Source organism: Desulfallas sp. Bu1-1 (assembly GCF_015594625.1).
GTDB lineage: Bacteria > Bacillota > Desulfotomaculia > Desulfotomaculales > Desulfallaceae > JADNRQ01.
In genome coordinates, this window is record NZ_JADNRQ010000003.1 from 205,232 (window position 1) to 229,527 (window position 24,296).

General features: G+C 49.8%; 27 protein-coding genes. 26 read left to right on the forward strand and 1 reads right to left on the reverse strand.

Annotated features, from left to right (window positions below; all coding sequences use genetic code 11):
* On the reverse strand, positions 1–1,230 hold the full coding sequence (gene ylbJ, locus IT084_RS05165) for a sporulation integral membrane protein YlbJ (protein WP_195711756.1): 1,230 nt from the start codon (positions 1,228–1,230) through the stop codon (positions 1–3).
* Positions 1,231–1,593: 363 nt separating this feature from the next.
* On the opposite strand from ylbJ, the gene rimP reads away from it, so the two are divergent.
* The 26 genes from rimP to IT084_RS05295 all read left to right on the forward strand — a co-directional run bounded on the left by rimP (position 1,594) and on the right by IT084_RS05295 (position 24,293).
* Positions 1,594–2,058 carry a ribosome maturation factor RimP gene (gene rimP, locus IT084_RS05170; RefSeq protein ID WP_195711757.1) on the forward strand — a complete coding sequence of 155 codons (465 nt, stop codon included), beginning with the start codon at positions 1,594–1,596 and terminating at the stop codon, positions 2,056–2,058.
* 79 nt (positions 2,059–2,137) lie between these two features.
* Complete coding sequence (nusA, locus tag IT084_RS05175) at positions 2,138–3,220, forward strand: transcription termination factor NusA (protein WP_195711758.1); 1,083 nt, start codon at positions 2,138–2,140, stop codon at positions 3,218–3,220.
* Between the two features lie 11 nt (positions 3,221–3,231).
* A complete protein-coding gene (gene rnpM / locus IT084_RS05180) occupies positions 3,232–3,498 on the forward strand; it encodes an RNase P modulator RnpM (RefSeq protein ID WP_195711760.1) in 267 nt (88 codons plus the stop codon).
* The gene (locus IT084_RS05185) at positions 3,498–3,824 is read left to right on the forward strand and encodes a ribosomal L7Ae/L30e/S12e/Gadd45 family protein (RefSeq protein WP_195711762.1); all 327 of its coding nucleotides are present in this window, start codon (positions 3,498–3,500) and stop codon (positions 3,822–3,824) included. Before rnpM ends, IT084_RS05185 begins: the two co-directional genes overlap by 1 nt.
* Before the next feature lie 18 nt (positions 3,825–3,842).
* Positions 3,843–6,518, forward strand: a complete 2,676-nt coding sequence (gene infB, locus IT084_RS05190; RefSeq protein ID WP_195711764.1) for a translation initiation factor IF-2 — start codon at positions 3,843–3,845, stop codon at positions 6,516–6,518.
* Positions 6,519–6,551: 33 nt separating this feature from the next.
* A complete protein-coding gene (gene rbfA, locus IT084_RS05195; protein ID WP_195711766.1) occupies positions 6,552–6,899 on the forward strand; it encodes a 30S ribosome-binding factor RbfA in 348 nt (115 codons plus the stop codon).
* Positions 6,892–7,878, forward strand: a complete 987-nt coding sequence (locus IT084_RS05200) for a bifunctional oligoribonuclease/PAP phosphatase NrnA (RefSeq protein WP_195711768.1) — start codon at positions 6,892–6,894, stop codon at positions 7,876–7,878. The genes rbfA and IT084_RS05200 overlap by 8 nt, the downstream gene beginning before the upstream one ends.
* Positions 7,875–8,795, forward strand: coding sequence for a tRNA pseudouridine(55) synthase TruB (gene truB, locus IT084_RS05205; protein ID WP_195711770.1), 921 nt, complete (start codon positions 7,875–7,877; stop codon positions 8,793–8,795). The genes IT084_RS05200 and truB overlap by 4 nt, the downstream gene beginning before the upstream one ends.
* A 26-nt stretch (positions 8,796–8,821) precedes the next feature.
* Entirely contained in the window at positions 8,822–9,760 is a 939-nt protein-coding gene (locus tag IT084_RS05210) for a bifunctional riboflavin kinase/FAD synthetase (RefSeq protein WP_195711773.1), read from the forward strand.
* Positions 9,761–9,876: 116 nt separating this feature from the next.
* Positions 9,877–10,104, forward strand: coding sequence for a hypothetical protein (locus tag IT084_RS05215; RefSeq protein ID WP_195711775.1), 228 nt, complete (start codon positions 9,877–9,879; stop codon positions 10,102–10,104).
* A 12-nt stretch (positions 10,105–10,116) separates the two neighbouring features.
* On the forward strand, positions 10,117–10,338 hold the full coding sequence (locus IT084_RS05220; RefSeq protein ID WP_195711865.1) for a hypothetical protein: 222 nt from the start codon (positions 10,117–10,119) through the stop codon (positions 10,336–10,338).
* A gap of 92 nt (positions 10,339–10,430) precedes the next feature.
* Positions 10,431–10,700 (forward strand): 30S ribosomal protein S15, encoded by a 270-nt coding sequence (rpsO, locus tag IT084_RS05225; RefSeq protein WP_195711776.1) that lies wholly within the window; start codon positions 10,431–10,433, stop codon positions 10,698–10,700.
* Positions 10,701–10,923: 223 nt separating this feature from the next.
* On the forward strand, positions 10,924–13,152 hold the full coding sequence (locus tag IT084_RS05230) for a polyribonucleotide nucleotidyltransferase (RefSeq protein WP_195711777.1): 2,229 nt from the start codon (positions 10,924–10,926) through the stop codon (positions 13,150–13,152).
* 80 nt (positions 13,153–13,232) lie between these two features.
* Complete coding sequence (locus IT084_RS05235; RefSeq protein WP_195711778.1) at positions 13,233–13,907, forward strand: hypothetical protein; 675 nt, start codon at positions 13,233–13,235, stop codon at positions 13,905–13,907.
* A 345-nt stretch (positions 13,908–14,252) separates the two neighbouring features.
* Positions 14,253–14,900 (forward strand): polysaccharide deacetylase family protein, encoded by a 648-nt coding sequence (locus tag IT084_RS05240; RefSeq protein WP_243276767.1) that lies wholly within the window; start codon positions 14,253–14,255, stop codon positions 14,898–14,900.
* A 57-nt stretch (positions 14,901–14,957) separates the two neighbouring features.
* Positions 14,958–16,145 (forward strand): D-alanyl-D-alanine carboxypeptidase family protein, encoded by a 1,188-nt coding sequence (locus IT084_RS05245; protein ID WP_195711779.1) that lies wholly within the window; start codon positions 14,958–14,960, stop codon positions 16,143–16,145.
* 39 nt (positions 16,146–16,184) lie between these two features.
* Positions 16,185–17,441, forward strand: coding sequence for a pitrilysin family protein (locus IT084_RS05250; RefSeq protein WP_195711780.1), 1,257 nt, complete (start codon positions 16,185–16,187; stop codon positions 17,439–17,441).
* Between the two features lie 18 nt (positions 17,442–17,459).
* Positions 17,460–17,909 (forward strand): dUTP diphosphatase, encoded by a 450-nt coding sequence (gene dut / locus IT084_RS05255; RefSeq protein WP_195711781.1) that lies wholly within the window; start codon positions 17,460–17,462, stop codon positions 17,907–17,909.
* Between the two features lie 494 nt (positions 17,910–18,403).
* Positions 18,404–18,742: a hypothetical protein gene (locus tag IT084_RS05260; RefSeq protein ID WP_195711782.1), complete on the forward strand. Its 339-nt coding sequence runs from the start codon at positions 18,404–18,406 to the stop codon at positions 18,740–18,742.
* Between the two features lie 29 nt (positions 18,743–18,771).
* Positions 18,772–19,041: a YlmC/YmxH family sporulation protein gene (locus IT084_RS05265; RefSeq protein ID WP_195711783.1), complete on the forward strand. Its 270-nt coding sequence runs from the start codon at positions 18,772–18,774 to the stop codon at positions 19,039–19,041.
* Between the two features lie 330 nt (positions 19,042–19,371).
* Positions 19,372–20,358: an SDH family Clp fold serine proteinase gene (locus IT084_RS05270; protein WP_195711784.1), complete on the forward strand. Its 987-nt coding sequence runs from the start codon at positions 19,372–19,374 to the stop codon at positions 20,356–20,358.
* Between the two features lie 32 nt (positions 20,359–20,390).
* Complete coding sequence (locus tag IT084_RS05275; RefSeq protein ID WP_195711785.1) at positions 20,391–20,573, forward strand: hypothetical protein; 183 nt, start codon at positions 20,391–20,393, stop codon at positions 20,571–20,573.
* 254 nt (positions 20,574–20,827) lie between these two features.
* Positions 20,828–21,628 (forward strand): 4-hydroxy-tetrahydrodipicolinate reductase, encoded by an 801-nt coding sequence (dapB, locus tag IT084_RS05280; RefSeq protein WP_195711786.1) that lies wholly within the window; start codon positions 20,828–20,830, stop codon positions 21,626–21,628.
* A 90-nt stretch (positions 21,629–21,718) separates the two neighbouring features.
* Positions 21,719–22,600 (forward strand): dipicolinate synthase subunit DpsA, encoded by an 882-nt coding sequence (dpsA, locus tag IT084_RS05285; protein ID WP_195711787.1) that lies wholly within the window; start codon positions 21,719–21,721, stop codon positions 22,598–22,600.
* Between the two features lie 30 nt (positions 22,601–22,630).
* Positions 22,631–23,218, forward strand: coding sequence for a dipicolinate synthase subunit B (locus tag IT084_RS05290; RefSeq protein ID WP_195711788.1), 588 nt, complete (start codon positions 22,631–22,633; stop codon positions 23,216–23,218).
* A gap of 55 nt (positions 23,219–23,273) precedes the next feature.
* Positions 23,274–24,293, forward strand: a complete 1,020-nt coding sequence (locus IT084_RS05295) for an aspartate-semialdehyde dehydrogenase (RefSeq protein WP_195711789.1) — start codon at positions 23,274–23,276, stop codon at positions 24,291–24,293.
* Positions 24,294–24,296 lie beyond the last annotated feature (3 nt).

The window sequence follows — 24,296 nt, forward strand, 5'->3', positions numbered from 1 at the left end:
TTAAAACACCCGTGACACCAACCGTAATGCCATTAGGAACAGTTGTATAATTAGCGAAATCAAAACCAGCATTAAGAGCAATAAAACCATAACCGACAGGTAAACGGCGATTACAGCCGGCGTAGAGCAATTGCAAGAATTGATCAGCGGGGCGACGACCGGCAGGGCCGCGGCGCCGGAGACGGTTGCCGGTCTGTAGAACAGCCAGGTGAAACAGGCCGCCAGCAAGGCGTGGGCAATGCGGGAGAATATGAAAGGTTTCATACTGATGTCCGTTCCGGCGATCATGCTGGCCACCTGGGCGTGAATGGACAGCCCGCTCCAGCCCAGGATCATGCCCACCGCCATCAAACTTTGCAGCTGGGTTGTTGCGGCCTCGGATGCGATTTTAGTTCCAATGGTCATTTCGAAAAAACCGCTGGCCAGCGCGTTTAATATCTCCGGCGAAAAGCCCAGGGGGACGAGCAACAGGCCGATTCCCGAGGCGATCAGGTCGATAATGCCGGCTTCATTGAAAAGTCTGATGATGACGGCGAATAAAATAATAAAACCGCCGATGTTGATTAGTTTATTGACTGAAGAGGATACAGCTTCGCCCAGCAATTTCCCGAGCGCCGGGCTTTCCCGTCGCTGGTGCTCCAGCAGGGCGTGAAAAGCCTGCTTTAGCGACCATTCTTGTCCGTGCACCGCGCAGCTGTATTCCCGGTCGTTTCGGCCATAAAAACGCAGGCAAAACCCCAGGCAGATGTTGGCCAGGTAGTGGGCGCCCGCGATGACGATCCCCAGCTCCGGTTGTTTAAACATGCCCACCGCTACGGCGGTCAACATGAATAAGGGACTGGAGTTGTTGGTGAAGCTCATCAGCCGCTCGGCTTCCACCCTGGTGCATAAACCCTGTTTGCGCAGCTGGGCGGTAACCATGCTGCCGATGGGAAAACCGCTGGTGAACCCGATGACCATGACGAATCCCCCGGCACCCGGCACGTTGAACAGGGGGCGCATCACCGGTTCCAGCAGCACCCCCATAAAGCGCACCAGACCCAGCTTCATTAAAATCTCCGAGGCAATGAAAAACGGCAGCAAAGACGGAAACACAATTTCCCACCAGGTTATGAGCCCGGTGGTTGCCCCCTGGTAAACCACCCTTGGCTGGTTGATCATGGCCAGCACAAAACATACGGCCAGCAAGGTCCACAGCAAGGTGAGCAGGTCTTTCTTTTTGCGTACCATCTCCTTCACCTCTGGTGCCAGGTGTTGAAAGGTTGAAAGTTATTTAAGACCAGCGCATCTCGTATTAATTCTAATCAGATGCCCGGAGAAAAATTACAATAGTTTAGCGCCGTGTAACCTGCGGGCGGTTCTTAGACTCACTTGAGTCTAGTGGCACCTTGTCAAGTTTTATCTTTTATGGTACAATAAATTTTAGTTTAATGCTGTTTTTTTGTGCGTTTGCAAAATTATTTTTGCAGCCACGTTTTTCCCGGATGAGATCATTGCTGAAGGAGTGGGTAATACCCACTCTTTCGTCTTATACTAATGGAAAAACCACAAATCAGTGGCACGCTTGTTACTATAATTACCGGGGGGATAACGGTGAAAAAGAGCAAAGTGGTACAGGAAATAGAGGAAATTATATCTCCGGTTCTAGATGACATGGGCATTGAGCTTGTCGATATACAATACTTGAAAGAAGGAGGCCGGTGGATTTTAAGAATTTTTATTGATCAGCCGGGTGGTGTTGGGCTGGAGGATTGCCAGAGCGTTTCTGAAAGAATTGACCCGCTGCTTGATGAAAAAGACCCCATCCCGCAATCATATTATCTGGAAGTATCGTCGCCGGGTCTGGACAGGCCGCTTAAAAAGCTGGCCGATTTTGAACGGTTTGCCGGTAAAGAGGTAAATGTAACCACTTATGTACCGGTTAATGGCAAGCGTAAATTTAAAGGCAAGTTAATTACGGCGAGCTCCCATGCCATTATCCTGGAAACCGGGGGCAATGATGTGGAAATACCAATGGAACAGGTTGCTTCGGCCCGCTTGGTGCCCATGATTGATTGAATAGGTGCGGGGAAGGGGTGCGGTATACGTTATGGTTCCAAATTTGTTGAGGCAATGTAATTTTGGAGGGAAACGGTAAATGAATACCGAGTTTTTGGAGGCTCTCAGGGATCTGGAAAAGGAAAAGGGAATTTCGGTCGACGTTTTACTGGAAGCAATTGAAGCAGCGTTGCTTTCGGCATATAAAAGAAATTTTGGATCGCTGCAAAACGCCAAGGTGCATATCGACCGGGAAACGGGCGATTGTAAAGTTTACGCCCAGCGCAGCGTCACTGAAAAGGTTGAGGACCCGCGCCTGGAAATATCCCTTGCCGAGGCAAAGGCCATCGATCCCCGTTACGAGTTGGATGACGTGGTGGAAACGGAGGTTACGCCGAAAGATTTCGGCCGGATTGCGGCCCAGACCGCCAAGCAGGTGGTGGTGCAACGCATCCGGGAGGCGGAGCGTAATATTATTTATGAAGAGTTTGCCAACCGGGACGGTGACATTGTCACTGGAATAGTGCAGCGTATTGAACAGAAAAACGTGTTTATTGAGCTGGGTAAAACCGAGGCCATTCTTACCCCGGCCGAACAGATGCCGGGTGAAACCTATGCACAGGGCGACCGGATCAAAGTTTATATTATTGAGGTTAGAAAAACCACCAAGGGTCCGCAAATATTTGTTTCCCGCACCCATCCGGGACTCTTGAAAAGGCTCTTTGAGCTGGAGGTGCCCGAGTTGCAGGAAGGGGTGGTGGAACTGAAAAACGTGGCCCGGGAGGCAGGATACCGGTCTAAAATAGCTGTATACTCCAGGGACGAAAACGTGGACCCGGTGGGAGCGTGCGTCGGTCCCAAGGGGATGCGCGTGCAGGCCATTGTAAATGAACTCAACGGAGAAAAAATTGATATTATTAAGTGGGACCCCGACCCTTCAAAGTTTATCGCCAGCTCGCTGAGCCCGGCCAAGGTTGTGGCGGTGGAGGTCTGGGAGGATGAAAAGGTGGCCAGGGTGATCGTGCCCGATTATCAGCTTTCGCTGGCCATCGGCAAAGAGGGGCAAAACGCTCGCCTGGCGGCGAAACTGACGGGTTGGAAAATAGATATCAAAAGCGAAAGCCAGATGGCTGAGTTATATCCCGACTATGCTGATTTATTCTCCGAGGAGTTTATGGAATAGGGGGTATAAACTTGCCGAAGGTTAGAAAGGTTCCGCAGCGAATGTGCCTGGGCTGCCAGGAGATGAAGCCCAAAAAGGAATTGATCAGAGTCGTGAGAACACCGGAGGATACAATTGAAATAGATTCCACCGGCAAACGTTCCGGACGTGGCGCGTACATCTGTCATAGCCCGGAATGCCTGGAAAAGGCCTTGAAGGGTAAAAGGCTGGAAAAGGCATTAAAGCAGCCCATCGCCCAGGAAATTAAAAATGATTTAATGGAGAGGATGAACCGGTGATGGCCGGCGGGGTTGCTCATATGCTTGGCCTGTGCAGGCGCGCCGGAAAGGTGGTTAGCGGCGACACCGCCGTTCGGAACAGTATCCTGAAAAATGAAGTTAAACTATTAATTTTAACTCGCGATGCGGCTAAACGCACACAAGATAATTTTTTGCAGTTGGCTAAGGAAAAGGACATCCCTGTTTTCTACTACGCTTCAAAGAACGAACTGGGAACTTTATTAGGAAAAGCACCTCGTACTGTGGCAGCGATTACGGACGAACAGCTAGCCCGGGGTATTGCCGGAGCGATGGAAAGGGGAGAGGCCGGCTTATGTATGTCCTAAACATTCGGAGGTGATTGCATGGTAAAAAAACGTGTCCACGAACTGGCTAAAGAGCTTAACATAGAAAGTAAGGAAATATTGCAGCAACTGCACCAAATGGGTATCAATGTCAGGTCACATATGAGCACCTTGGAAGATGAGGAAATAGAACGAATTAAAAACCATTACGGCAAACCTAAAGCCGCTGATGTTAAAAACAGAGCGCCGGAAGGCGAGCAGGTGCAGACCCGCAGCGGAAAAGAGCCGGGTAGGCAGGGTGGAGCCCAGCGCAAGCGGCGTCATCGCCAGGACCGGGGCCCCGGGTTGGTGGACCGGGTTCCTGCCAGGCCGCCGGACCGCAGGTTTACCGAAAAGCCTTTACGCACGCTTGCCGGCGGCGGAGCGAGGGGCGGAGCCGCGTTGCAAAAAAAACAGGGCGCCCAGCCCGGGGTCAACCAGAAAGGCGCCCCCGGCAACCAGGACCAACCAAAACAGGCGCCTCCGGTTCGTCCGGTTCAGCCGCCTGAACCCGAGCCCGTCGCCGGTGCCCAACCGGAACAAAAGGCGGCCGTTTTGTCCCAGGAACGGGCTAAAACTGCCGATAGGGCTTTGGCCGAACGGAAAAACGATGCCGTCAAACCACCGAAGAACCAGAAACCCTTTGCGGGCGGTGCCAAAAATGTTTCGCCGGTGCCCCGCGCAGGTGGCAGGCTGAAATCGGCGGAGAAGGGCAAGCCGGATAAAATTAAAGCTTTGGAAAAGACTAAAGCCCAGGAACGGGTTAAACAATTTGAAAAGCAGGCTTTCAAAGAAAAGGAAAGCAAATCCAGATTTGAAAAGGATTTCGACAGGGAAGACCGAATCGACAAGCAGGTTGCCTACAAGAAAGGCGGCAAAGGACAGAAGAAGAGAACGGAACACCAGGAGCATATCGAGCCTGCTGCCGTGCGGGAGAAAAAACCAATTTCCATTGGCGAGACTATTACCGTTAAATCACTGGCGGAAAAAATGGCCGTGAGCTCTTCCGAGGTAATCAAGAAATTGATGGAACTCGGGGTTATTGCCACTATCAACCAGGAAATCGATGCCGATACAGCCACCCTTGTCGCCAACGAGTTGGGCTTTGAGGTTCAAGTCAAGGTCGAAATGGATAAGGAAGCGTTGCTGCTGCAGGAACCGGAGGATGACCCGGCATCTTTGCAGCCCAGGCCGTGCGTGGTTACTATTATGGGCCATGTCGACCATGGAAAAACCTCGCTGCTTGACGCCATCCGCCACAGCAACGTTACGGCCCAGGAAGCGGGGGGTATCACCCAGCATATCGGTGCATACCAGGTGGAACACAAGGGCAAAAAGATTACCTTTGTGGACACACCGGGTCATGAAGCTTTTACCGCTATGCGCGCCAGGGGGGCCAAGGTCACTGATATCGCTGTGCTGGTTGTCGCGGCCGATGACGGGGTAATGCCGCAAACCGTAGAGGCGATTAACCATGCCCGGGCGGCCGAAGTACCTATTATTGTGGCCGTAAATAAAATTGACAAACCAGAGGCCGACCCGGAAAAGGTTAAACGACAGCTGACGGAATATAACCTTGTTGCCGAGGAATGGGGCGGGGATACAATTTTTGTCGAAGTATCCGCCAAGGAAAAAAGAAATCTTGATGAACTACTGGAAATGATTCTGCTTGTCGCCGAAATCGGGGAATACAAAGCCAATCCCAACAGGCCGGCCCGGGGAACGGTGATTGAGGCCGAGTTGGATAAAGGCAGGGGGCCGGTGGCCACGGTTCTGGTGCAAAACGGAACTTTGCGGGTCGGTGATTTCATCATTGCCGGCGTGGCTTACGGCAAGGTCCGGGCCATGATGGACCACACCGGCCGCCGGGTGAAAAAAGCCGGTCCGTCCATGCCGGTGGAAGTGCTGGGATTTTCCGAGGTTCCGCCCGCGGGTGAACTGTTCTTTGCCGTGGAAGATGAAAAACTGGGCAGGCAAATTATTAGCGAGCGGCAGGTCAAAAAACGTGAAGAAGAACTGAGGATAGCCGCGCCAAGGGTATCGCTTGATGACCTGTTCACTCAAATACAGGAAGGCCAGGTCAAGGAACTCAATATTATCATCAAGGCCGATGTTCAGGGCTCAGTGGAGGCGGTCAAGCAGGCGCTGCAGCAAATCAGTACGGATGAGGTCAGGGTTAACGTCATTCACGGCGGCGTGGGGGCGATAACCGAGACGGATATTATGCTGGCGTCGGCATCAAACGCCATTGTTATTGGATTCAATGTCCGCCCGGACGTTAATGCCCGGAAAGCTATTGAAACGGAAAAAGTGGACATCCGGCTGTATCGCGTTATTTACGACGCCATTGAGGATATCAAGGCGGCCATGAGCGGCTTGCTGGATCCCGAATATAAAGAGGTTACCCTCGGACGGGCTGAAGTTAGGAAGACATTCAAGGTATCCAAAGTAGGAACCATAGCCGGGTGCTATGTCACCGAAGGCAAGATAACCAGGGATGCCGGGGTGAGGGTGATTCGCGACGGTATTGTTATTCACGAAGGTGTTCTTGAATCTCTGAAACGTTTTAAAGATGACGCCCGTGAAGTTGCACAGGGGTACGAATGCGGTATGACCGTGGAAAAATTTAATGACATCAGGGAAGGAGACCAGATCGAGGCTTTTATCATGGAAGCGGTTAAACGGGAACTGGCGTGATTGGATAAACCACATGCAAAGGGGGGGATTAACATGTCCCACCGGCCGGAAAGATTGGCCGAGGCCATTAAAAAAGAAATGTCCGATCTATTAAGGGAGGAATTGAAGGACCCGCGCATCGGCTTTGCTACGATTACCGGCGTGGATGTTTCCAGTGACTTGAAATACGCCAAAATCTATGTCAGTGTGTACGGCAAAGACGAGGAACGGGATTTGACCATGACCGCCTTAAAAAAAGCGCAGGGATTTATTCGGACGGAGTTGGGCCGGCGCATCAGGTTAAGGCATGTACCCGAGATTTCTTTCAAACTTGATGAATCAATGGCGCACGGGGCCAGGGTGATTGAACTGATAGAAGAGGTTAAAAGTTCAAATGGATGACCGGGAGAAATTGCTTTCCGCGGCCGCTGACGCTTTATGCCACTCCCAAAGAGTGGCCGTATGCGGGCATGTTATGCCTGACGGTGATTGCCTGGGGTCCGTGCTGGCCCTCGGCCGGGCCTTGCAGAAGTTGGGTAAGGACGTGGTGTTATTAAGCCCCGGCCCGGTGCCGGAAGTATATTCCTTTCTGCCCGGAGCGGATGAAATACGCCTGGAAGTTAAGGAACAGGACGAGTTTGACGTTTTTGTTTCCGTTGATTGCTCAGTGCCGGATAGGCTGGGTCATTTCAAGGATTTGCTGCACCGGGCCGGGCGTGTTATCACCGTAGATCATCACGCCGGCGCTTTTGTTTTTGGACATATCTACCTGAACGATCCGGAAGCAGGGGCCGCGGGCGAGATTATTTACGACCTCTTAAAATTGCTTCCCGTGAAAATTGACGTTGAGATGGGATCTTGCCTTTACGTGGCCATTATAACCGACACGGGCTCGTTCCGTTATGATAATACCGGCCCGAAAACGCATTTGCAGGTGGCCGAATTGATGAAATTGGGCATACCGGCCGCGCGCATCAATAAGCTGCTTTATGAAGAGAAACCGCTGGTGAGCATGCTGGTTCTGAGGGAGGTTCTAAAAACCCTGAACATCAGCCCTTGTGGAAGAGTATCGTGGATGTCTATCAGCAGGGATACGCTAAACAGGTTGCATGCCAGTGATGAGCATGTGGATGGGTTGATCAATTATCCCAGAATGATCAAAGGCGTTGAATTGGCCTTGTTTTTTAAGGAAATGGAAAATAATAAATATAAGATTAGTTTTCGCTCCAAATATTATTTGGATGTCAACAAACTGGCCTCCCTCTTTGGCGGTGGTGGCCATTCCCGGGCGGCAGGCTGCATCATGGAAGGCGACCTGAATGAAATACAACAGCGGGTATATGAAGCCGCACTGATTGCCCTGAGGGATTGGAGTAAATGAACGGTATTATCAATGTGTTAAAACCGCCCGGTATGACCAGTCACGATGTTGTAAATTTCATTAGGGGGCTTTCCGGCCAAAAAAAAGTTGGTCATACCGGCACACTGGATCCCGGGGCCGCCGGCGTACTGCCGGTTTGCCTGGGGAAAGCGACGCGGATTGTTCAGTACCTGCCCGGTGATAAGAGCTACAGAGCGGAGGTGGCCTTTGGCTTGACCACCACTACGCAGGATGCTTTCGGCGATGTGGTTGGGACCGCCGGTGCAGGAAGCCTAACTGTGAACGACGTTGAGCATTGCCTGCAGTACTTTGCCGGTCGAATCGAGCAGGTACCTCCCATGACTTCGGCCATCAAATACCGGGGTAAAAAATTATACGAATTGGCCAGGGCGGGGATAGAAGTGGAAAGGAAGCCCCGCGCTGTTTACATATATAAAATCGCACTTGTTGATTTTTACCATGACCGGTCCGGCTTGCCAAGGGCATTGATTGATATTCATTGTTCCGCGGGAACATATGTCAGGACCGTTTGTCATGACGTGGGCGAAAAACTGGGTTGCGGCGCATACATGTCTTTTTTGTTGCGTACCCGGGCAGGTAATTTTAAACTGGAGGACTCTGTGACATTGGAATATCTCAAAGAACTTCTGGATGCCGGTTCCCTGGAAAATGCCTTGATACCGGTCCAGAGAGCTCTGGAACATTTACCCCGGGTTTTTCTGGAGGAAAATTTTGCATCCGCTGTGCAACACGGGAATAGTATAATTTTGCCCGGAGCCGCCGTGGAAAACAAGCTTTCTGCCGGTCAGATGGCCTGCTTGGAAGGGCATGAAGGTTTGCTGGCCCTGGCCAGGGTCGGTCATGATGTTGATAAGCCCGGCCATTACATAATTCAACCGGTTAAGGTTTTGGTTTAAGCATATTATGTGGAGGTTATTCAGCGGTGCAAATATATAGCAACTGGTTGGGGTTAAAAGAAAAACACAATAATCTTGTTGTTGGTTTGGGCAATTTTGACGGGCTACACCTGGGGCATCAGAAATTAATCGGTGACCTGGTAGCAAGGTCCCGGGAAGTTGGCGGCATACCGGCCGTATTTACCTTTGTACCCCACCCCATGGAGGTTCTAAAACCCAAAGAGGTGCCTCCGATGATCCTGTCGCGGGATGTAAAGCGAAAAATGTTCGCGGACCTGGGGATTGAGGTTTTGATTTGGGTACCTTTTACCCTTGATTTTGCCCGGATGAGCCCGGAAGATTTTATTGTTACTGTTTTGCACCGGCATCTGGGGGTGCGTGCCGTTTTTGTGGGTTACAATTATACTTTTGGACATATGGGCAGGGGTACGCCCGAATTAATGATAGAGTACGGTAAAAACCTCGGTTTTGAGGTTAAAGTTATTAAACCGGTGACTATAGATGGCCAGCCGGTGAGCAGTACTTTGATCAGGAGTTTACTGGCCGACGGAGAGATTGTAGAGGCCGCAAAATACCTCGGCTATTGCCCGTTCATCGAGGGAGAAGTGGTTTACGGGGAAAGGCGCGGCAACACCCTCGGTTTTCCTACCGCCAACATAGAAGTTGAAAGCAATATTCTGGTCCCGGCCAACGGCGTGTATTCGGTTAAAGTAAAAGTAGGCAAAGATATTTTTCTGGGTGTGGCCAATATTGGAGTCAAGCCGACATTTCACGGAAGGGCTTACAACCGGACCATTGAGGTGCATTTGCTTGATTTTTCGGGAAATTTGTACGGCAGTAACATCCGGGTTTACTTTACAAGGCGGTTGCGGGATGAAAAAAAATTTCATTCAGCCGGGGAATTAATTGAGCAGATTCAAAGGGATATCAATGAAGCCCGCGCGGATGCTTCCGGGCAAGTATAAATTCCGAGCCGCCCTAATATATTTTATTAAGTTTACTTGTAAGGCGGATTATGCTACAATATCACAGTACCTTTACAGTAAACGTCCCGAAATATATTGAAAGGAGACGTTTCGTAATGGGGGTACCCAAGTTTGATTCGCCGGAAGAAGAAATCAAAAAATGGCTTAATCATATTGCCCTGATTTGCCTTAGCGAGGATTTCCAAAACTTAAAAAAGGAACTGGAGAAAATTTACCTGCAGTCGGATATCGAAAATGTCCAACTCGTAGCCTTTCAGGACGCCCTGTATGCATTTCTGGCACAGGAAGAGGATGAACTTTCTTGCCAGACCGGAACCAGTTAAGATATAATGGACATGAAAGTAATTATTACCGAGCACGCTCGTAAGCGGCTGCATGATTTTCGCCAGGATAAAATCACCACCGCCGATATCATCAACGCCGCTAATGGTATACCAGGGCGTATCCCTACGGCAACTCGGTTCAGAGGTTTTTTTGCCAGATCGGGGCGTATGTTTGATATTGTAGCCAAGGATATTCCGGCGGGCCGGTTGGTTATTACCATTATCGGCAAGTAAAGCTTTTGGGTATGAACTGTTAGCTAGGGAATGCGTCTATCACCAACGATTAACTTGGCTAGCAGCGATTAAATAATAAGGGGGTGAGCACCGTGGCTTTATCGGTAAATGAAAAACAATCCGTTATCGACAGCTTCAAATTGCATGAAACCGATACCGGATCGCCTGAGGTGCAGGTAGCGATACTTACCAAACGCATCGATCATCTTACGGAGCACTTAAAAAACCATAAGAAAGATCATCATTCAAGGCGCGGGTTATTAAAAATGGTCGGCCAGCGCCGAGCTCTATTAAATTACCTGAAAAACAAAGATTTTAACAGGTACCGTGCTTTAATTGAAAAACTTGGTTTACGTAAATAAAGCGGGTCATACCCGCTTTTTTACATTTTATGTTATCCAGCCTTAACGCCATGTATTTTTTATAATTTAAGCAGGATATAATACTAAATATGTAGAATCACAGTATTTTGTTGCTATAATCTAATTATGCCTGGAAATTAACCTTGACGGAAAGGAGGTATACCCGTCTGGCTTCAGGTAATTTTAAATTACCGAATCTTTAAGACCGGGATAAAGACCTGATATGCAACAGCAGAAAGTATTAATAAAAGAAATTGAAATCGGCGGAAGAATTATGCAATTGGAAACGGGCAAAATGGCCAAACAAGCGAGTGGGTCGGTTTTGGTCCGCTACGGGGAAACCGTGGTCCTTGTCACCGCCACAATGGCCAAGCGGATCAGGGAAGGACTGGATTTCTTCCCGCTGACCTGCGACTACGAAGAACGTCTATACGCGGTAGGAAAAATACCGGGAGGATTTATCAAAAGGGAAGGTCGCCCGAGTGAAAAGGCCACTCTCACCTCCCGATTGATCGACAGGCCGATTCGCCCGCTGTTTCCTAAAGGAATGCGCAATGAGGTACAAGTGATCGCGCTGGTTTTATCCGTGGACCAGGACAACCCGCCGGAAATGGCGGCAATGGTCGGTGCTTCGGCCGCATTGCATATCTCGGAAATACCTTTCAACGGTCCCATCGGAGCCGTCACCGTGGGTCGGGTGGGAAACCAGTTCATCATTAACCCCAATGTGGCGGAATCTGAAAAAAGCGACATGCACCTGGTGGTTGCGGGTACCAGGGACGCCGTAATGATGGTGGAAGCCGGCGCCAAGGAAGTGCCCGAAGAAGTGATGCTGGAAGCGATTATGTTCGGCCACGACAAAGTCCGTGAAATCGTTGACGCCATCGGGGACTTTAGGCGGGAAGCCCTGGAACTGGACCTGGCCAAAGAAAAGTATACGCCTGTACTGGCCGAAGTAGCCGGGGATTTGGAGAGCAGCGTTACGGCAAGGGCCATGGATGAAATTAAGAATGCCATCCAGGAGTGCATTGTCAAGCAGCTTAGCAAGAAAGAACGGGAAACCTTGCTTGATGAAGTGAAGGAAAAATTGTTGGCCGAATTTATCGAAACTTACCCGGAACAGGACCAGGCTATAATTAATGTGTTGGAAAACGTGGAAAAGAAAATTATGCGCAGGTATATACTGGTTGACCGGGTACGGATCGACGGCCGGGCTCTGAATGAAATTCGGCCTATTTCCGTGGAGGTCGGCATATTGCCGCGGACTCACGGCTCCGGCCTGTTTACCAGGGGGCAAACGCAGGTTTTATCCACGGTAACGCTTGGCGCCATCTCCGAGGAACAGATCCTGGACGGCCTCGGGATAGAGGAATCCAAGCGGTTTATGCACCACTATAATTTTCCGCCTTTCAGCACCGGTGAGACCAAACCGATGCGTTCGCCGGGCAGGCGGGAGATCGGTCATGGTGCACTGGCGGAGCGTGCCCTGGAACCGCTTATACCAACTGAAGAGAAATTCCCTTACACCATCCGGCTGGTTTCCGAGGTTCTGGAAAGCAACGGCTCTACTTCCATGGGCAGCGTTTGCGCCAGTTGCCTGGCTTTAATGGACGCCGGCGTTCCCATTAAGGCACCCGTGGCGGGTGTTGCCATGGGTTTGATCAAGGAAGAAAATGAATTTGCCGTTCTCACCGATATCCAAGGGATTGAGGATCACCTGGGCGATATGGACTTTAAAGTGGCGGGTACCGCCAAGGGTGTTACCGCCCTGCAAATGGATATCAAGATTCCGGGGATCAACAGGGAGATCTTGCAGGTTGCGCTCAACCAAGCCCACGAAGGGCGAATGCATATCCTCGGCGAAATGACCAAAGTGATTGCCAGCCCGAGGCCTGATTTATCTCCTTATGCACCCAGGATTATTCACACCGTCATTGATCCGGACAAGATCAGGGAAGTTATCGGTCCGGGAGGCAAAATCATTAAAAAAATTATTGAGGAAACGGGAGTAGATATCGACATTGAGGATGACGGCAGGGTATTTATCGCCGCGGTCAATCCCGACGCGGGCAAGCGGGCCCTGGATATCATCCAAACCATTACCAGGGACGTGGAAACCGGTCAAATCTACCTGGGCAAAGTTGTGCGGATTACGGATTTCGGTTGTTTTGTCGAGATAATTCCCGGTGTGCTGGGTCTGCCGGGTAAAGAAGGTCTTGTGCATATATCACAGCTGGCCCATGAGCGGGTGAGCAAGGTAGAGGATGTGGTCAAAGAAGGAGACATGATCGAGGTTAAAGTAATCGGTTACGATAACCAGGGCCGGTTAAAATTATCCAGAAAGGATGCCACACCGCCCCCCGAGGGAATAAACGGCAGGGAAAAAACCAGAGAAAACCGCCGCTCAAACCGCCCCTCACAGCGCCGGGTAAGCAACAACAGGCATAATTAACATGTAATGCCCCGAACAATGTTGGGGGTTTTATTTTTTGTATTAAATAAAACTTGAAATTCTGCTTCCGGGAGGTAAATATGTCTCTGGAACTATTTGGTTATAAAACCTTGCGTGAAAAAATCAACCAGGAGAAAAAGTGGCTGAAAAACAATTTCGCCGATTGCCCGTATAAATATAATCCCGAGGCCAGTTGGCGCGAAAATGCCGTGATTTGCAGGCTATCCGTGCTGGCGGCCTATTGCAAAGCCTTCGGTATTGATCAGATTTTAAACAGGGAATTTAATGACGCCTTGGCGGAAGAAATAAAACAGCTGGGCTTGAAACCCGTTTTAGAGGTCAATGCCGGCAGCGGGGATCTGGCCAGGGCCCTGCGTAACAGGGGTATTGACATCATCGCGGTGGATGATTACAAAAAGCCGTTGCCCGAAAGGGTATTGAACAGCGACTTTTTACCGCAAAAAATGAACTACCGGGAGGCAATCGCCAGGTATCAGCCCCGGCTTGTTATATGCAACTGGATGCCGGCTGGTGAAGATTGGACCAGGGATTTCAGGGCTGCTGAAACAATACGGGCATATATTTTAATCGGTGAGGAAGACCGTACCAGCTGGGGTGAATACCCGGGCTGGCGCAGCAGGGTTTTAAAGGAACCAAACAGGTGGTCTCTCTGCAGGTTGGACCATGGAGTTGATTTCAAACGGCCCGAACTCTGGTGGAGACATGCCAAAGTCGTGGCCTTCGAGCGGTCTTGACCGGCGATTGGAATTGGTATTCGACCGCCTTGAAACCGCGGGTTTCTTGGCGGCCTGCCATGGGGCGGTGCTTTAGTTTGCGGTACTCATGCTTAAGTCGACTTTCAGTCGATACCAATCCCACCTGCTTTAGCAGGTGGTGGTTAAGTTGTTAAAACCTGCTACTGAAAAAAACGGGTTTATTAACATTTAAGGGGCGAAACGAGAATATACGTTAATTAGGTTGCATCATTTCGCCACTGTAGAAATAAATCTGGGGAGGGGTACGGGATAATTTGGGTTATCAGCCGGTACCGAATTTTATGGTATTTATTTTGGTTCTGTTTGCTATCAGCGTTACTGGTTTTGATATCATTAGCCTCGAAAAAGGATGCGCCCGTCGTTTCGGAACCCGTATACCAGGGAAGCAAGGATATCAAAGCGATGGCACTGACCTGCAATATTTTCTGGGGAGAAGAGTATGTGGGCAGCATGCTGAAAATATTGGAAGAAAAAAATGTAAAAATGACTTTTTTCATTGGCGGTACTTGGGCGGAAAAATTTCCGGAACTGGTGAAAAAAATTTACCTGCAAGGTCACGAAATTGGAAGTCATGGATATTCCCACCCGCACCCGGATCATTTGTCCCGTGAAGCAAATAAACGTGATATCGCCAGGGCGGAAAAAATTATCCGGGACCTGACGGGGGAGAAACCTGCTTTATACGCTCCTCCATACGGGGAGAGGGGTCCGGCCGTACTGCAGGCGGCCGAGGAAATGGGTTACCAAACGATATTGTGGAGCATCGACACGATTGACTGGCAGCGCCCCAGTCCGGATGTGGTCAGGGACAGAGTCATTAACAAGGCTCATAACGGCGGCATTGTGCTGATGCACCCCACAGCTCCCACCGTTCAAGCCTTACCGGCCATCATTGACGGGTTACGGGACCAGGGATATGAATTGGTAACCGTGGGAAATATGCTCAGGCAACAATCTAATCATAAAAACTGAAGGGTCAGGGAAAATTTTATTCAGATAGTCAGTTTTGTTGCCTGAGGTGATGAGTAAATGAGTTTAAAAAAGATGGTTTTTGCGGTGCTGCCGTTATTTTTTTGTTTTTGCCTGTTGTGTTCACCATACAACCAAGCTTGGGCGGGATTTGCCCGTGAGCCGGCAATCAGCGCTCATTCTGCGTTGTTGATGGACGTGACCAACGGCCAGGTCTTATATTGCAGAAACCACCTGCAGCCGAGGCCGATGGCCAGTACCACCAAGGTGATGACGGCGATTGTCGCCCTGGGGGGCGCCGATTTACACGGCACGGTGACGGTAAGTTCCCGGGCCGCCTCCGTGGGCGAATCATCAATGCATATAAAGGCCGGTGAAAAGTTAACCTTGGAGCAATTATTGTACGGCGCCCTGATCCGTTCCGGCAACGATGCGTGCGTGGCGATCGCCGAACACGTGGCAGGGTCGGAAAAGGCCTTTGTCCTGTTGATGAACGTAAAGGCGGTGCTGCTTGGAGCCAGGAACACAAAATTTCAAAATACCAACGGTTTGCCGGCGACGGACCACTATTCCACCGCTATAGATCTGGCCCTGATCGCCCGCTACGCCCTGCATGACCCGACCTTCAACCGGATTGTCAAAACGCGCTCGAAAATGATTGAAGGCTCGGACGGCATGGTTCATTACCTGCAAAATACCAATCAGTTGCTCTGGAGATATCCGGGGGCCGACGGGGTTAAGACGGGTACCACCGTGGCGGCGGGAAAATGCTTGATTGCCTCGGCCAGTAAGGCGGACAGGCGTCTGCTTGCGGTAATTCTTAACGGCCATGACCGGTTTAAGGATGCCGGGCGGCTTTTGGACTACGGTTTTGAACAATTTAAACCCGTTACATTGACGTATGCCGGGGAAATATACTCCAGCGTACGGGTTGTGGATGGTGAAAGGGATGCGGTTCCCGTGAAAATCGATGACACCGTTATGTTGAATATGCGCGCTGACGGAACGGACCGGATAGAAAAGAAGGTCCAAATGCGGCGCTCCTTGAAAGCACCGGTCTTAGAGGGTCAACCTGTAGGGAAAATGTATATTTTAATCAATGGAAATGAAGCAGGGTCTGCAGATATTGTGGCGGCGTGCGGTGTAAATAAATTATCCGGAATTCACAAATTAAATCACGAGTTGCGGAAAGTGCGTGATAAATTTACCGCCGGTTGCAAGGATTTTAACCAAAAATCAAGAATTTAAGTTGATGTTGAGAATGAGATAGATACGGGGGGTAACCGTGTGATACAGGTAGCCGAACTGGCTAACGGGTTTAAGGTGCTTACGGAACATATACCACACGTGCGTTCAGTTGCCGTAGGGATTTGGGTGGACGTTGGCTCGCGGGATGAAAGGGACGAACAGGCGGGGATATCTCACTTTATCGAACACCTGATGTTTAAGGGTACAACCAGGCGCAGCGCCAAGGATATTGCAGAAGAACTGGACGCAGTGGGCGGGCAGTTAAATGCTTTCACCACGAAGGAATACACCTGTTACTACGCCCGGTTACTGGATGAATATTTTCCTCTGGCAGTGGACTTGTTAAGCGATATGGTTTTAAATTCCCGCTTCGACCCGTCCGACATCGACCGGGAGCGGAATGTGATCGTGGAAGAGATTAAAATGTACGAGGATACACCGGACGAACTGGTGCACGACATTTTTGCCAGTACCATCTGGCGTGCGCATCCGTTGGGCCGGCCGATCATCGGCGATGAAAGAACGGTGGGGAGCTTATCCAGGCAGGACTTACTGTCCTTTTATCATAAATATTACACTCCCGGCAATATGATTGTTACCGTGGCCGGCAATTTTGATCACAAGCAGGTGATGAGTATCCTATCCGCCACGTTCGGAAATTTAACCGGGGCGAAAAAGGAACGCCTGTATACCACTCCGGAACCGGCCCGGCAAGTGGTTTGCAAAACCAAAGATACGGAACAGGTGCATATTTGCCTTGGTACGCCGGGATTGGCTATAGACCACGAAAAAATTTATGTATTTCAAATTATCAATACCATTTTGGGCGGTGGGCTCAGCTCCCGCCTGTTCCAGGAAATCAGAGAACAACGCGGTCTGGTGTATTCGGTTTTCTCCTATCACAGCTCTTATCATGACTCGGGGCTTTTTTGCATCTACGCCGGGTTGAGTAAAAAAAATGTCCCCGCAGCCCTGGAGTTGATCATCAAGGAAATCCGCGATATCCAGAACAACGGCGTGCGGCCTGCGGAGCTGCAGCGGGCGAAAGACCAGCTCAAGGGTAATTTGTTACTTAGTATGGAGAACGTGAACACCCGGATGAGCCGGTTGGGCAAATCCCAGCTGTACTTGGGCAAAGTGATCCCGCCGGAAGAAATTGTGCGCCGAATCATGGCGGTAACGGACGAGGATATTCGTGATCTTGCCAGGACCATGCTAAAACCGGATAATTTTTGCCTTGCCAGCGTAGGTCCCTGGGAAAACGAGAAGGTACTTGAGGAGATTTTTAATAACTAACTTTGGGGAATTTCATCGATGATAATTAAATTTAAAAAGATTAACCCGGAAATTGGAACTGTGATTCCCGCTCCTGATTACGCTACCGCTGGCGCGGCGGGAATTGATCTCGCAGCGTCATTACGAGGGCCTTTGGTTATTGCACCGGGTGAAAGGGCCATGATTCCGACCGGCCTTGCGGTCGACATACCCGGTCGTAACATTGTCGGTCTTGTATTTCCGCGCAGCGGGCTGGCGTCCAGGCATGGCATTGCCCTGGCCAATGCCGTCGGGGTGATTGACAGCGACTATAAAGGTGAAATTATTTGCCCCGTGCAAAATAACGGTGAACAGCCATACGAAATCAGGCCGGGCGATAGGATTGCGCAGCTTGTTTTTGTGCCGGTAATCCGAGCCCAAATTGAATTTACCGGTGAATTGACCCATTCGGCCCGCGGCGAAAAAGGTTTCGGTTCCACCGGTAGATAGGCCGTTAAAAACCTGGTGTAGCAACGAGACACCGGTGGGTTAAAAAAGCGTTCATTTTAACAGGATAGACATCTCTGCCACTAACGAGGTATTATCGGCAACATGAAAATCGCCACAGTGGCAGGCGACCCGGCGGCTTTCTGGAGTGAGTGGAGTGGAGCACTGGATGCGGTCCCTAGCCCGTCATAGTCCCAAAAGTCTTTGACCCTTTAGGGCGTAAAGTAGTAGTTTGGTCCCGCACTCAGCTGGTCAGCTGAGTGCGGGATTGCAAGCGTTGACCGCAAGCAACTCCGTCCAAAAAGATGCAGTTGCGAAACGAACGGAAGAAACCGTCGGAGCGCCAGATACGAGTATCGGGTAATATTTTTCAGGATAGACGCCTATACCGCTATACACGCGATAGTTAGGGTCTATTTTTTTTTTGGGGATAAACCAGCTTGTTTCAGGAATATTTTACAATCTTTAAAATATAAATGTGGTACGGGGGTGATAAGATGAAACTTAGTCTACTGTTATTTTGTTTAATAGTACTTTTATCAATCGTCGTTTCCTTGAGGGAACGCATCAGGTGGCAGCAAATGCGGGATAAAAACTGGGACGCCATTGGCGAGGCCAAGTCCTCCCCTTTGTCCCAAGCTATCGTAAACCTGGTCGGTACAGCGGGAGGGATTTATCTTTCCCTGGTCTTGGTACAAACATTCCTGGAATTTGACGTGCCCAGATACGTGCATGTCGGCGGTTTTGCTCTCGAACCTCTGGCCACCATTTCAATTGCCCTGGCCATTGCCCAACCGTTTGCGACTCGTTTATGGGTTGGGAAAAGATACCGCTGATTTAATGCTGTAAGGGAGGATTAAACCAAGTGAGACTGGGCGAACTGGCCGGTAAAGAAATTATTAACATCAATGATGGAGCAAGGTTGGGCGTCGTAGGGGAAACGGACTTATCCATTGATGCGGAAACGGGACAAATACAATCCATAGTATTACCTCGAAAAATGGGCTTCATGAACTTCTGGGCCGAAAAGCAAGAACTGGTTATACCCTGGGAAGCGGTCAGAAAAGTGGGGGTGGAAGTGATTATTGTTGAGCTTGACCAGGCTACCCCAAGTTTCGGCAAGTTTTTGGCTTAAATCCGTCTTGGCACGGATTTTTATTTTCCAGCCGCCAGGTCTAAAACCTCCGGTTTTCAGCCGGAAAGCTTTAGCATCTGTTTCTTGACCCCCGTTTGAAAACGGGGGTTTTGGGGAAGTGGTAGAATGTTCAACTACCCCCGGCTGAAGTCGGGGGTCTGCGGCACTCCTGCTTAAGTCGATTTTCAGTCGATACCAGTCCCACCTGCTTTAGCAGGTGGTGGTTAAGTTTTTTAAGTGATTGCCGGGCACTGATTTTTTTCTTTTGCTTTTTTTAGATAAAGTTTTTCAGGTTGGGCCATAATAAGTGAAAAACCAAGGAGGTAATTTATGGCCCGGCCGCAAAGATTGGACATCATGCAAAAAATCGGTCGCAAGCGCGGGTCGGTTGTATTGTTATATATAACGGGAGACCGGGAAAACGTAAGCACAAGAATTGCCCCCGACGTAGTCCGGGTCATTTACAGGCACCTGGAAATGATCGGTCGCAGGCAGGCAATAGACCTGTTTATCTATACCAGGGGAGGCGATGTATTGACCCCCTGGCGCCTGGTCAACCTTTTTCGTGAATATACGGAGCATTTTTGCGTGCTGGTGCCGTTCCGCGCGTACAGTGCCGGGACATTGTTATGCTTGGGGGCGGATGAAATCGTCATGGGTAAGATGGGTGAACTGGGGCCCATTGATCCCAGCGTGATAAACGCTTTTAATCCTCAGGATCCATCGAACCCGTCCGCCAGGTTGCCCGTCAATATTGAAGATGTCTACTCATATATGGCCCTGATTGCCCAAAAAATGGGCCTGTATAACGAGGAAGCCATTGCGCGTGCTTTTTTACTCCTGGCGGAAAAAATTCATCCCCTGGCGCTGGGAAATGTGCACAGGAACTGGATGCTTATCCGGTCCCTGGCCAATAAAATGTTGGGTCTGCGCAAGGAAACGCTTTCCGACGAAAAGGTGCAAAATATTGTTGATCACCTGACGGAAAAATTATATGCGCATAATCATATGATTGCCCGGCGGGAGGCGGTTGAGGATATTGGTTTACCCGTTATTTACGCCGATGACGAGTTAAACGCATTGATGTGGGCTTTATACGAGGATATAGCATCCGAGTTGAAACTGGCCGAGCCTTTTAACCCCGGAGAAATATTGAGGGGTAACCGGACCGAATTCAAGGTTGCCAGCGGCCTGGTGGAATCCGAGTTTGGATCTGATTATTTTGTTTTTTCCGGAGTGGTGGAAAGAAAAGATTACCCCGAAACTGGACAAATTAATGTCAATATTAACAAACAGGGCTGGTGCCCGGCGGTATAATTAAAAAAGCTACAGGATGGGAGGGTGCATGTATGGTTCCGGAAAATATAAACGACCGCGAGTTTAAAATCAATTATAATCTAGTGGGCAGGAAATACTGCGTGGTAACGGAACATTCCGGTGTTCCCGCCGCGGATTTTTTTCACGGGTTTGCAAAAAAAGCCGGCAACCTGATCGTTCCCCAGGAAAAGGACAGTTCAGCGGATATAAGATAAAGCTTTCAAAAGGAGGACTAAAAAAACCAGTAAAGGTTTTATTCTTGACATAAGTAAACAGATGTAAGAAAATTAACTTTAAACGAGAAGTATAAAGGGTAAAAATCCATATACAATTAAATTAAGTTGGTATTAATATTTTTCCCGGCTCGGTTCTTCCGGGGAGTAATATTGCTTGAAGGGGGGGCAATACCGGTAACTTAAACAAGTAAGTTGCTTTTAGCTGGTAACTTGTGTGATTACCGGTAAATAATTTGATTAAGGTTGCGATTTGTGGCGTTTCTGGACGAATGGGACAGGAAGTGTTGAAAGCAGTTTTGCGGGCTGATGATATCGAGCTGTGTTCCGCGATTGATGTGCAAAATGTTGGACAGGATGTCGGCTCCATGCTGGGAAGTGAACCAGTTGGGGTGACAATTTCGGCTGACCTTGCGGAGGCCCTTGCATTGTCCGGGGCGCAGGTGATGGTTGATTTTACCAGGCCTCAATCAGTGGCGGATAATGTAAAAACCGCCTTGCGCGCCGGCGTACGTCCGGTTGTGGGGACTACGGGCATGTCCGCCGAGGACTTGCAGGAGATATCGGAACTCGCTGATAAATTGCGTTTGGGATGCGTTATAGCTCCAAATTTTGCGATTGGGGCTTTATTAATGATTAAATTCGCCCAGGAAGCGGTCAAGTATTTTCCCAACGTTGAGATCATTGAAAAACACCATGATCAAAAACTGGACGCTCCTTCCGGAACAGCCATTAAGACCGCCGAGGCTATTTTGCAAAGGCGGGGTGATTTCCAGCAGGGTTTGGCCGCGGAGGAGGAGAAAATCGAGTGCTCAAGAGGAGGTAGAATGCCCGGGGGAATTCGAATTCACAGCGTGAGGCTACCGGGCTTTGTCGCCCACCAGGAGGTAATTTTTGGAGATGTAGGTCAAACGCTTACCATTAGACATGATTCCATATCCAGGGAGTCTTTCATGCCCGGCGTATTAACCGCCATTCGCGCGGTAATGCGCCTGGAGGGAGTGGTGTATGGTTTAGAAAACCTTATCTTTGAATAGTTTGTCCCACTAACTTCATACAAGCACCTCTAAAACCGGCGATTCATATATTGATGTAAGTACAAGGTTGAGGAAGGGGTTTAGCCGTCCATGCAAAAATTGACAGGCCTGATTGTGGCTGTAATGGGCGGGGACGCCAGGGAAGTAACATTAGTTGAGCATCTGGCCGACGCAGGCGCAACGGTAAAAACCTTCGGTTTACCCGTAAGCGGTGGCAATATTATCCCCTGTCGGGAACCGGAAAAATGCTTGGCAGGAGTTCAGGCTTTAATTTTACCGGTTCCTGGGGTAAACCAGTATATGCAGTTGCATTCGGCATATCTTGAACGACCGCTGAAGGTAACCGGGGAACTGCTGGCATTGTTGCCGTCCGGGTCCCCTGTTCTGGTTGGCATGGCCAGGAAGCCTTTACGTGAACTGGTGGAAAGCATTGGTCTCGATCTGGTGGAATTAATGAAACTTGATGAAGTGGCCATACTTAATTCCATTCCTTCGGCGGAAGGGGCGGTACAAATGGCCATGGAAAGCATGCCGATCACCATTCATGGCAGCAAAGCCATAGTGTTGGGTTTTGGACGTACCGGACAGACGCTGGCCCAGCTGCTTTCGGCAATGCATGCTCAGACCACGGTAGTGGCGCGTGATCCGGCCCAATTGGCCAGAGCGGTGGCCATGGGACTCAAAGCGGTTCATTTTAACGAGTTAATGAACTGTTTAAGTGATGTTGATGTAATTTTCAACACCGTCCCCGCACCGGTACTTGACAAAGACGTTTTAGTAAAGGTACCATCAACAACCCTGATTATCGACCTGGCTTCTGCTCCGGGCGGCACTGATTTTGCCAGCGCGGAAGAATTAGGCGTCAAAGCAATTCTGGCACCCGGTCTTCCGGGTAAGGTGGCGCCCAAGACGGCTGGCAGGATACTTGCTCAGGTAGTGCCGCGCATTTTGTTGCAGAGGGTAAAACATTAAGTTTTACGGATTTCCCGGGAGGTGCTTGTGATGAAGTTAAAGGGTATCAAGGTGGGATTTGCTTTAACGGGCTCTCACTGTACCCTTGATGAGGTGCTGGTGGAAATGAAAAGGGTTGCTGATGAGGGCGCCGTCTTGTATCCTATAATTAGCGAATCCGTTGACGAAACCGATACGCGGTTTGGCGCGTCCGATCGCTGGAAAAACCGGATTGCGGAAATTACCAATCAAAAAATTATTAAAAGTATCGTCGGCGCCGAGCCCATCGGCCCGGAAAAATTGCTTGACGTCGTGGTGGTGGCTCCCTGTTCCGGTAATACCCTGGCCAAATTGGCCAATGCCATCACCGACGGACCGGTGTTGATGGCCGTAAAGGCCCATTTACGCAATCAGCGTCCGGTGGTGCTTGCCGTTTCCACCAACGATGGCTTGGGTTTAAACGCCAAGAACATAGGGGTTCTGTTAAACGCTAAAAATATTTACATGGTGCCTTTTGGACAGGATAATCCCGCCGAAAAACCGAATTCATTAAAGGCCAAAATTAATTTGTTGGTGGATACCATTGAACACGCCCTGCAGGGGAAACAAATCCAGCCCGTGCTGGTAGCTTACGACTAAAAAGCGGGTGCCGGCGGGAGATTAAGAATAGTAATAGTATTGGAGGGATAGATTTTTGGCTCAGTACAAAGTAGTCGTTGTGGGTGCGTCCGGAGCAGTAGGACAGGAAATATTGAAGGTGCTTGAAGAGCGTAATTTTCCGGTTGGAGAGTTGAAACTCTGCGCCACCTCCCGTTCCGCCGGCAAGGAAATGGTTTTCAAAGGTAAAACTTACAAGGTTGAGGAAACCACTCCGGCTTCCTTTGAAGGTATGGATATTGCTTTATTTGCCGGCGGCGCGGCCAGTAAGGAATTCGGCCCCCTGGCGGCCGAAAAAGGCGCCGTGGTGATCGATAACAGCAGTTATTTTCGCCTGGACCCGGAAGTACCCCTGGTGGTACCGGAAGTCAACCCGGAGGATGTAAAAAAACACAAAGGGATTATAGCCAACCCCAATTGTTCAACTATCATTATGGTTGTGCCCTTAAAGGCAATTTACGACGCTGCGGGCATTAAGCGCGTGGTAGTGTCAACTTACCAGGCGGTCAGCGGTGCGGGTGCCGAGGGTATTTCCGAGCTTACCGAACAAACCGGGGCGGTATTGGAGGGTAAAACGTTTGCGCCGTCCAAGTTCCAGTATCAAATTGCCTTTAACCTGATTCCCCATATAGATGTTTTCCAGGAGATGGACTATACCAAGGAAGAATGGAAAATGGTTAAGGAAACCCGTAAAATCCTGCAAGATGATACCATCGCCATTACCGCGACAACCGTTAGGGTGCCTGTTTACAGGAGCCACTCGGAATCAATTAACGTGGAGACCAAACGCAAAATGACCGCCAATGAGGCCAGGGAAGTTTTATCAAAATTCCCCGGTGTGATTGTAGAAGACGACCCCGCCGAAAAAAGATATCCCATGCCGCTGTTTACCTCCGGTCGGGATGAGGTTTTTGTGGGCAGAATCAGGGAAGACAATTCCCTGGACAACGGGTTGAACCTGTGGGTGGTGGCCGACCAGCTTCGCAAGGGGGCTGCCACCAACGCGGTACAGATCGCGGAGTTGGTCATAAAATACGGGTGCCTTGGAAAGAGGTAATGT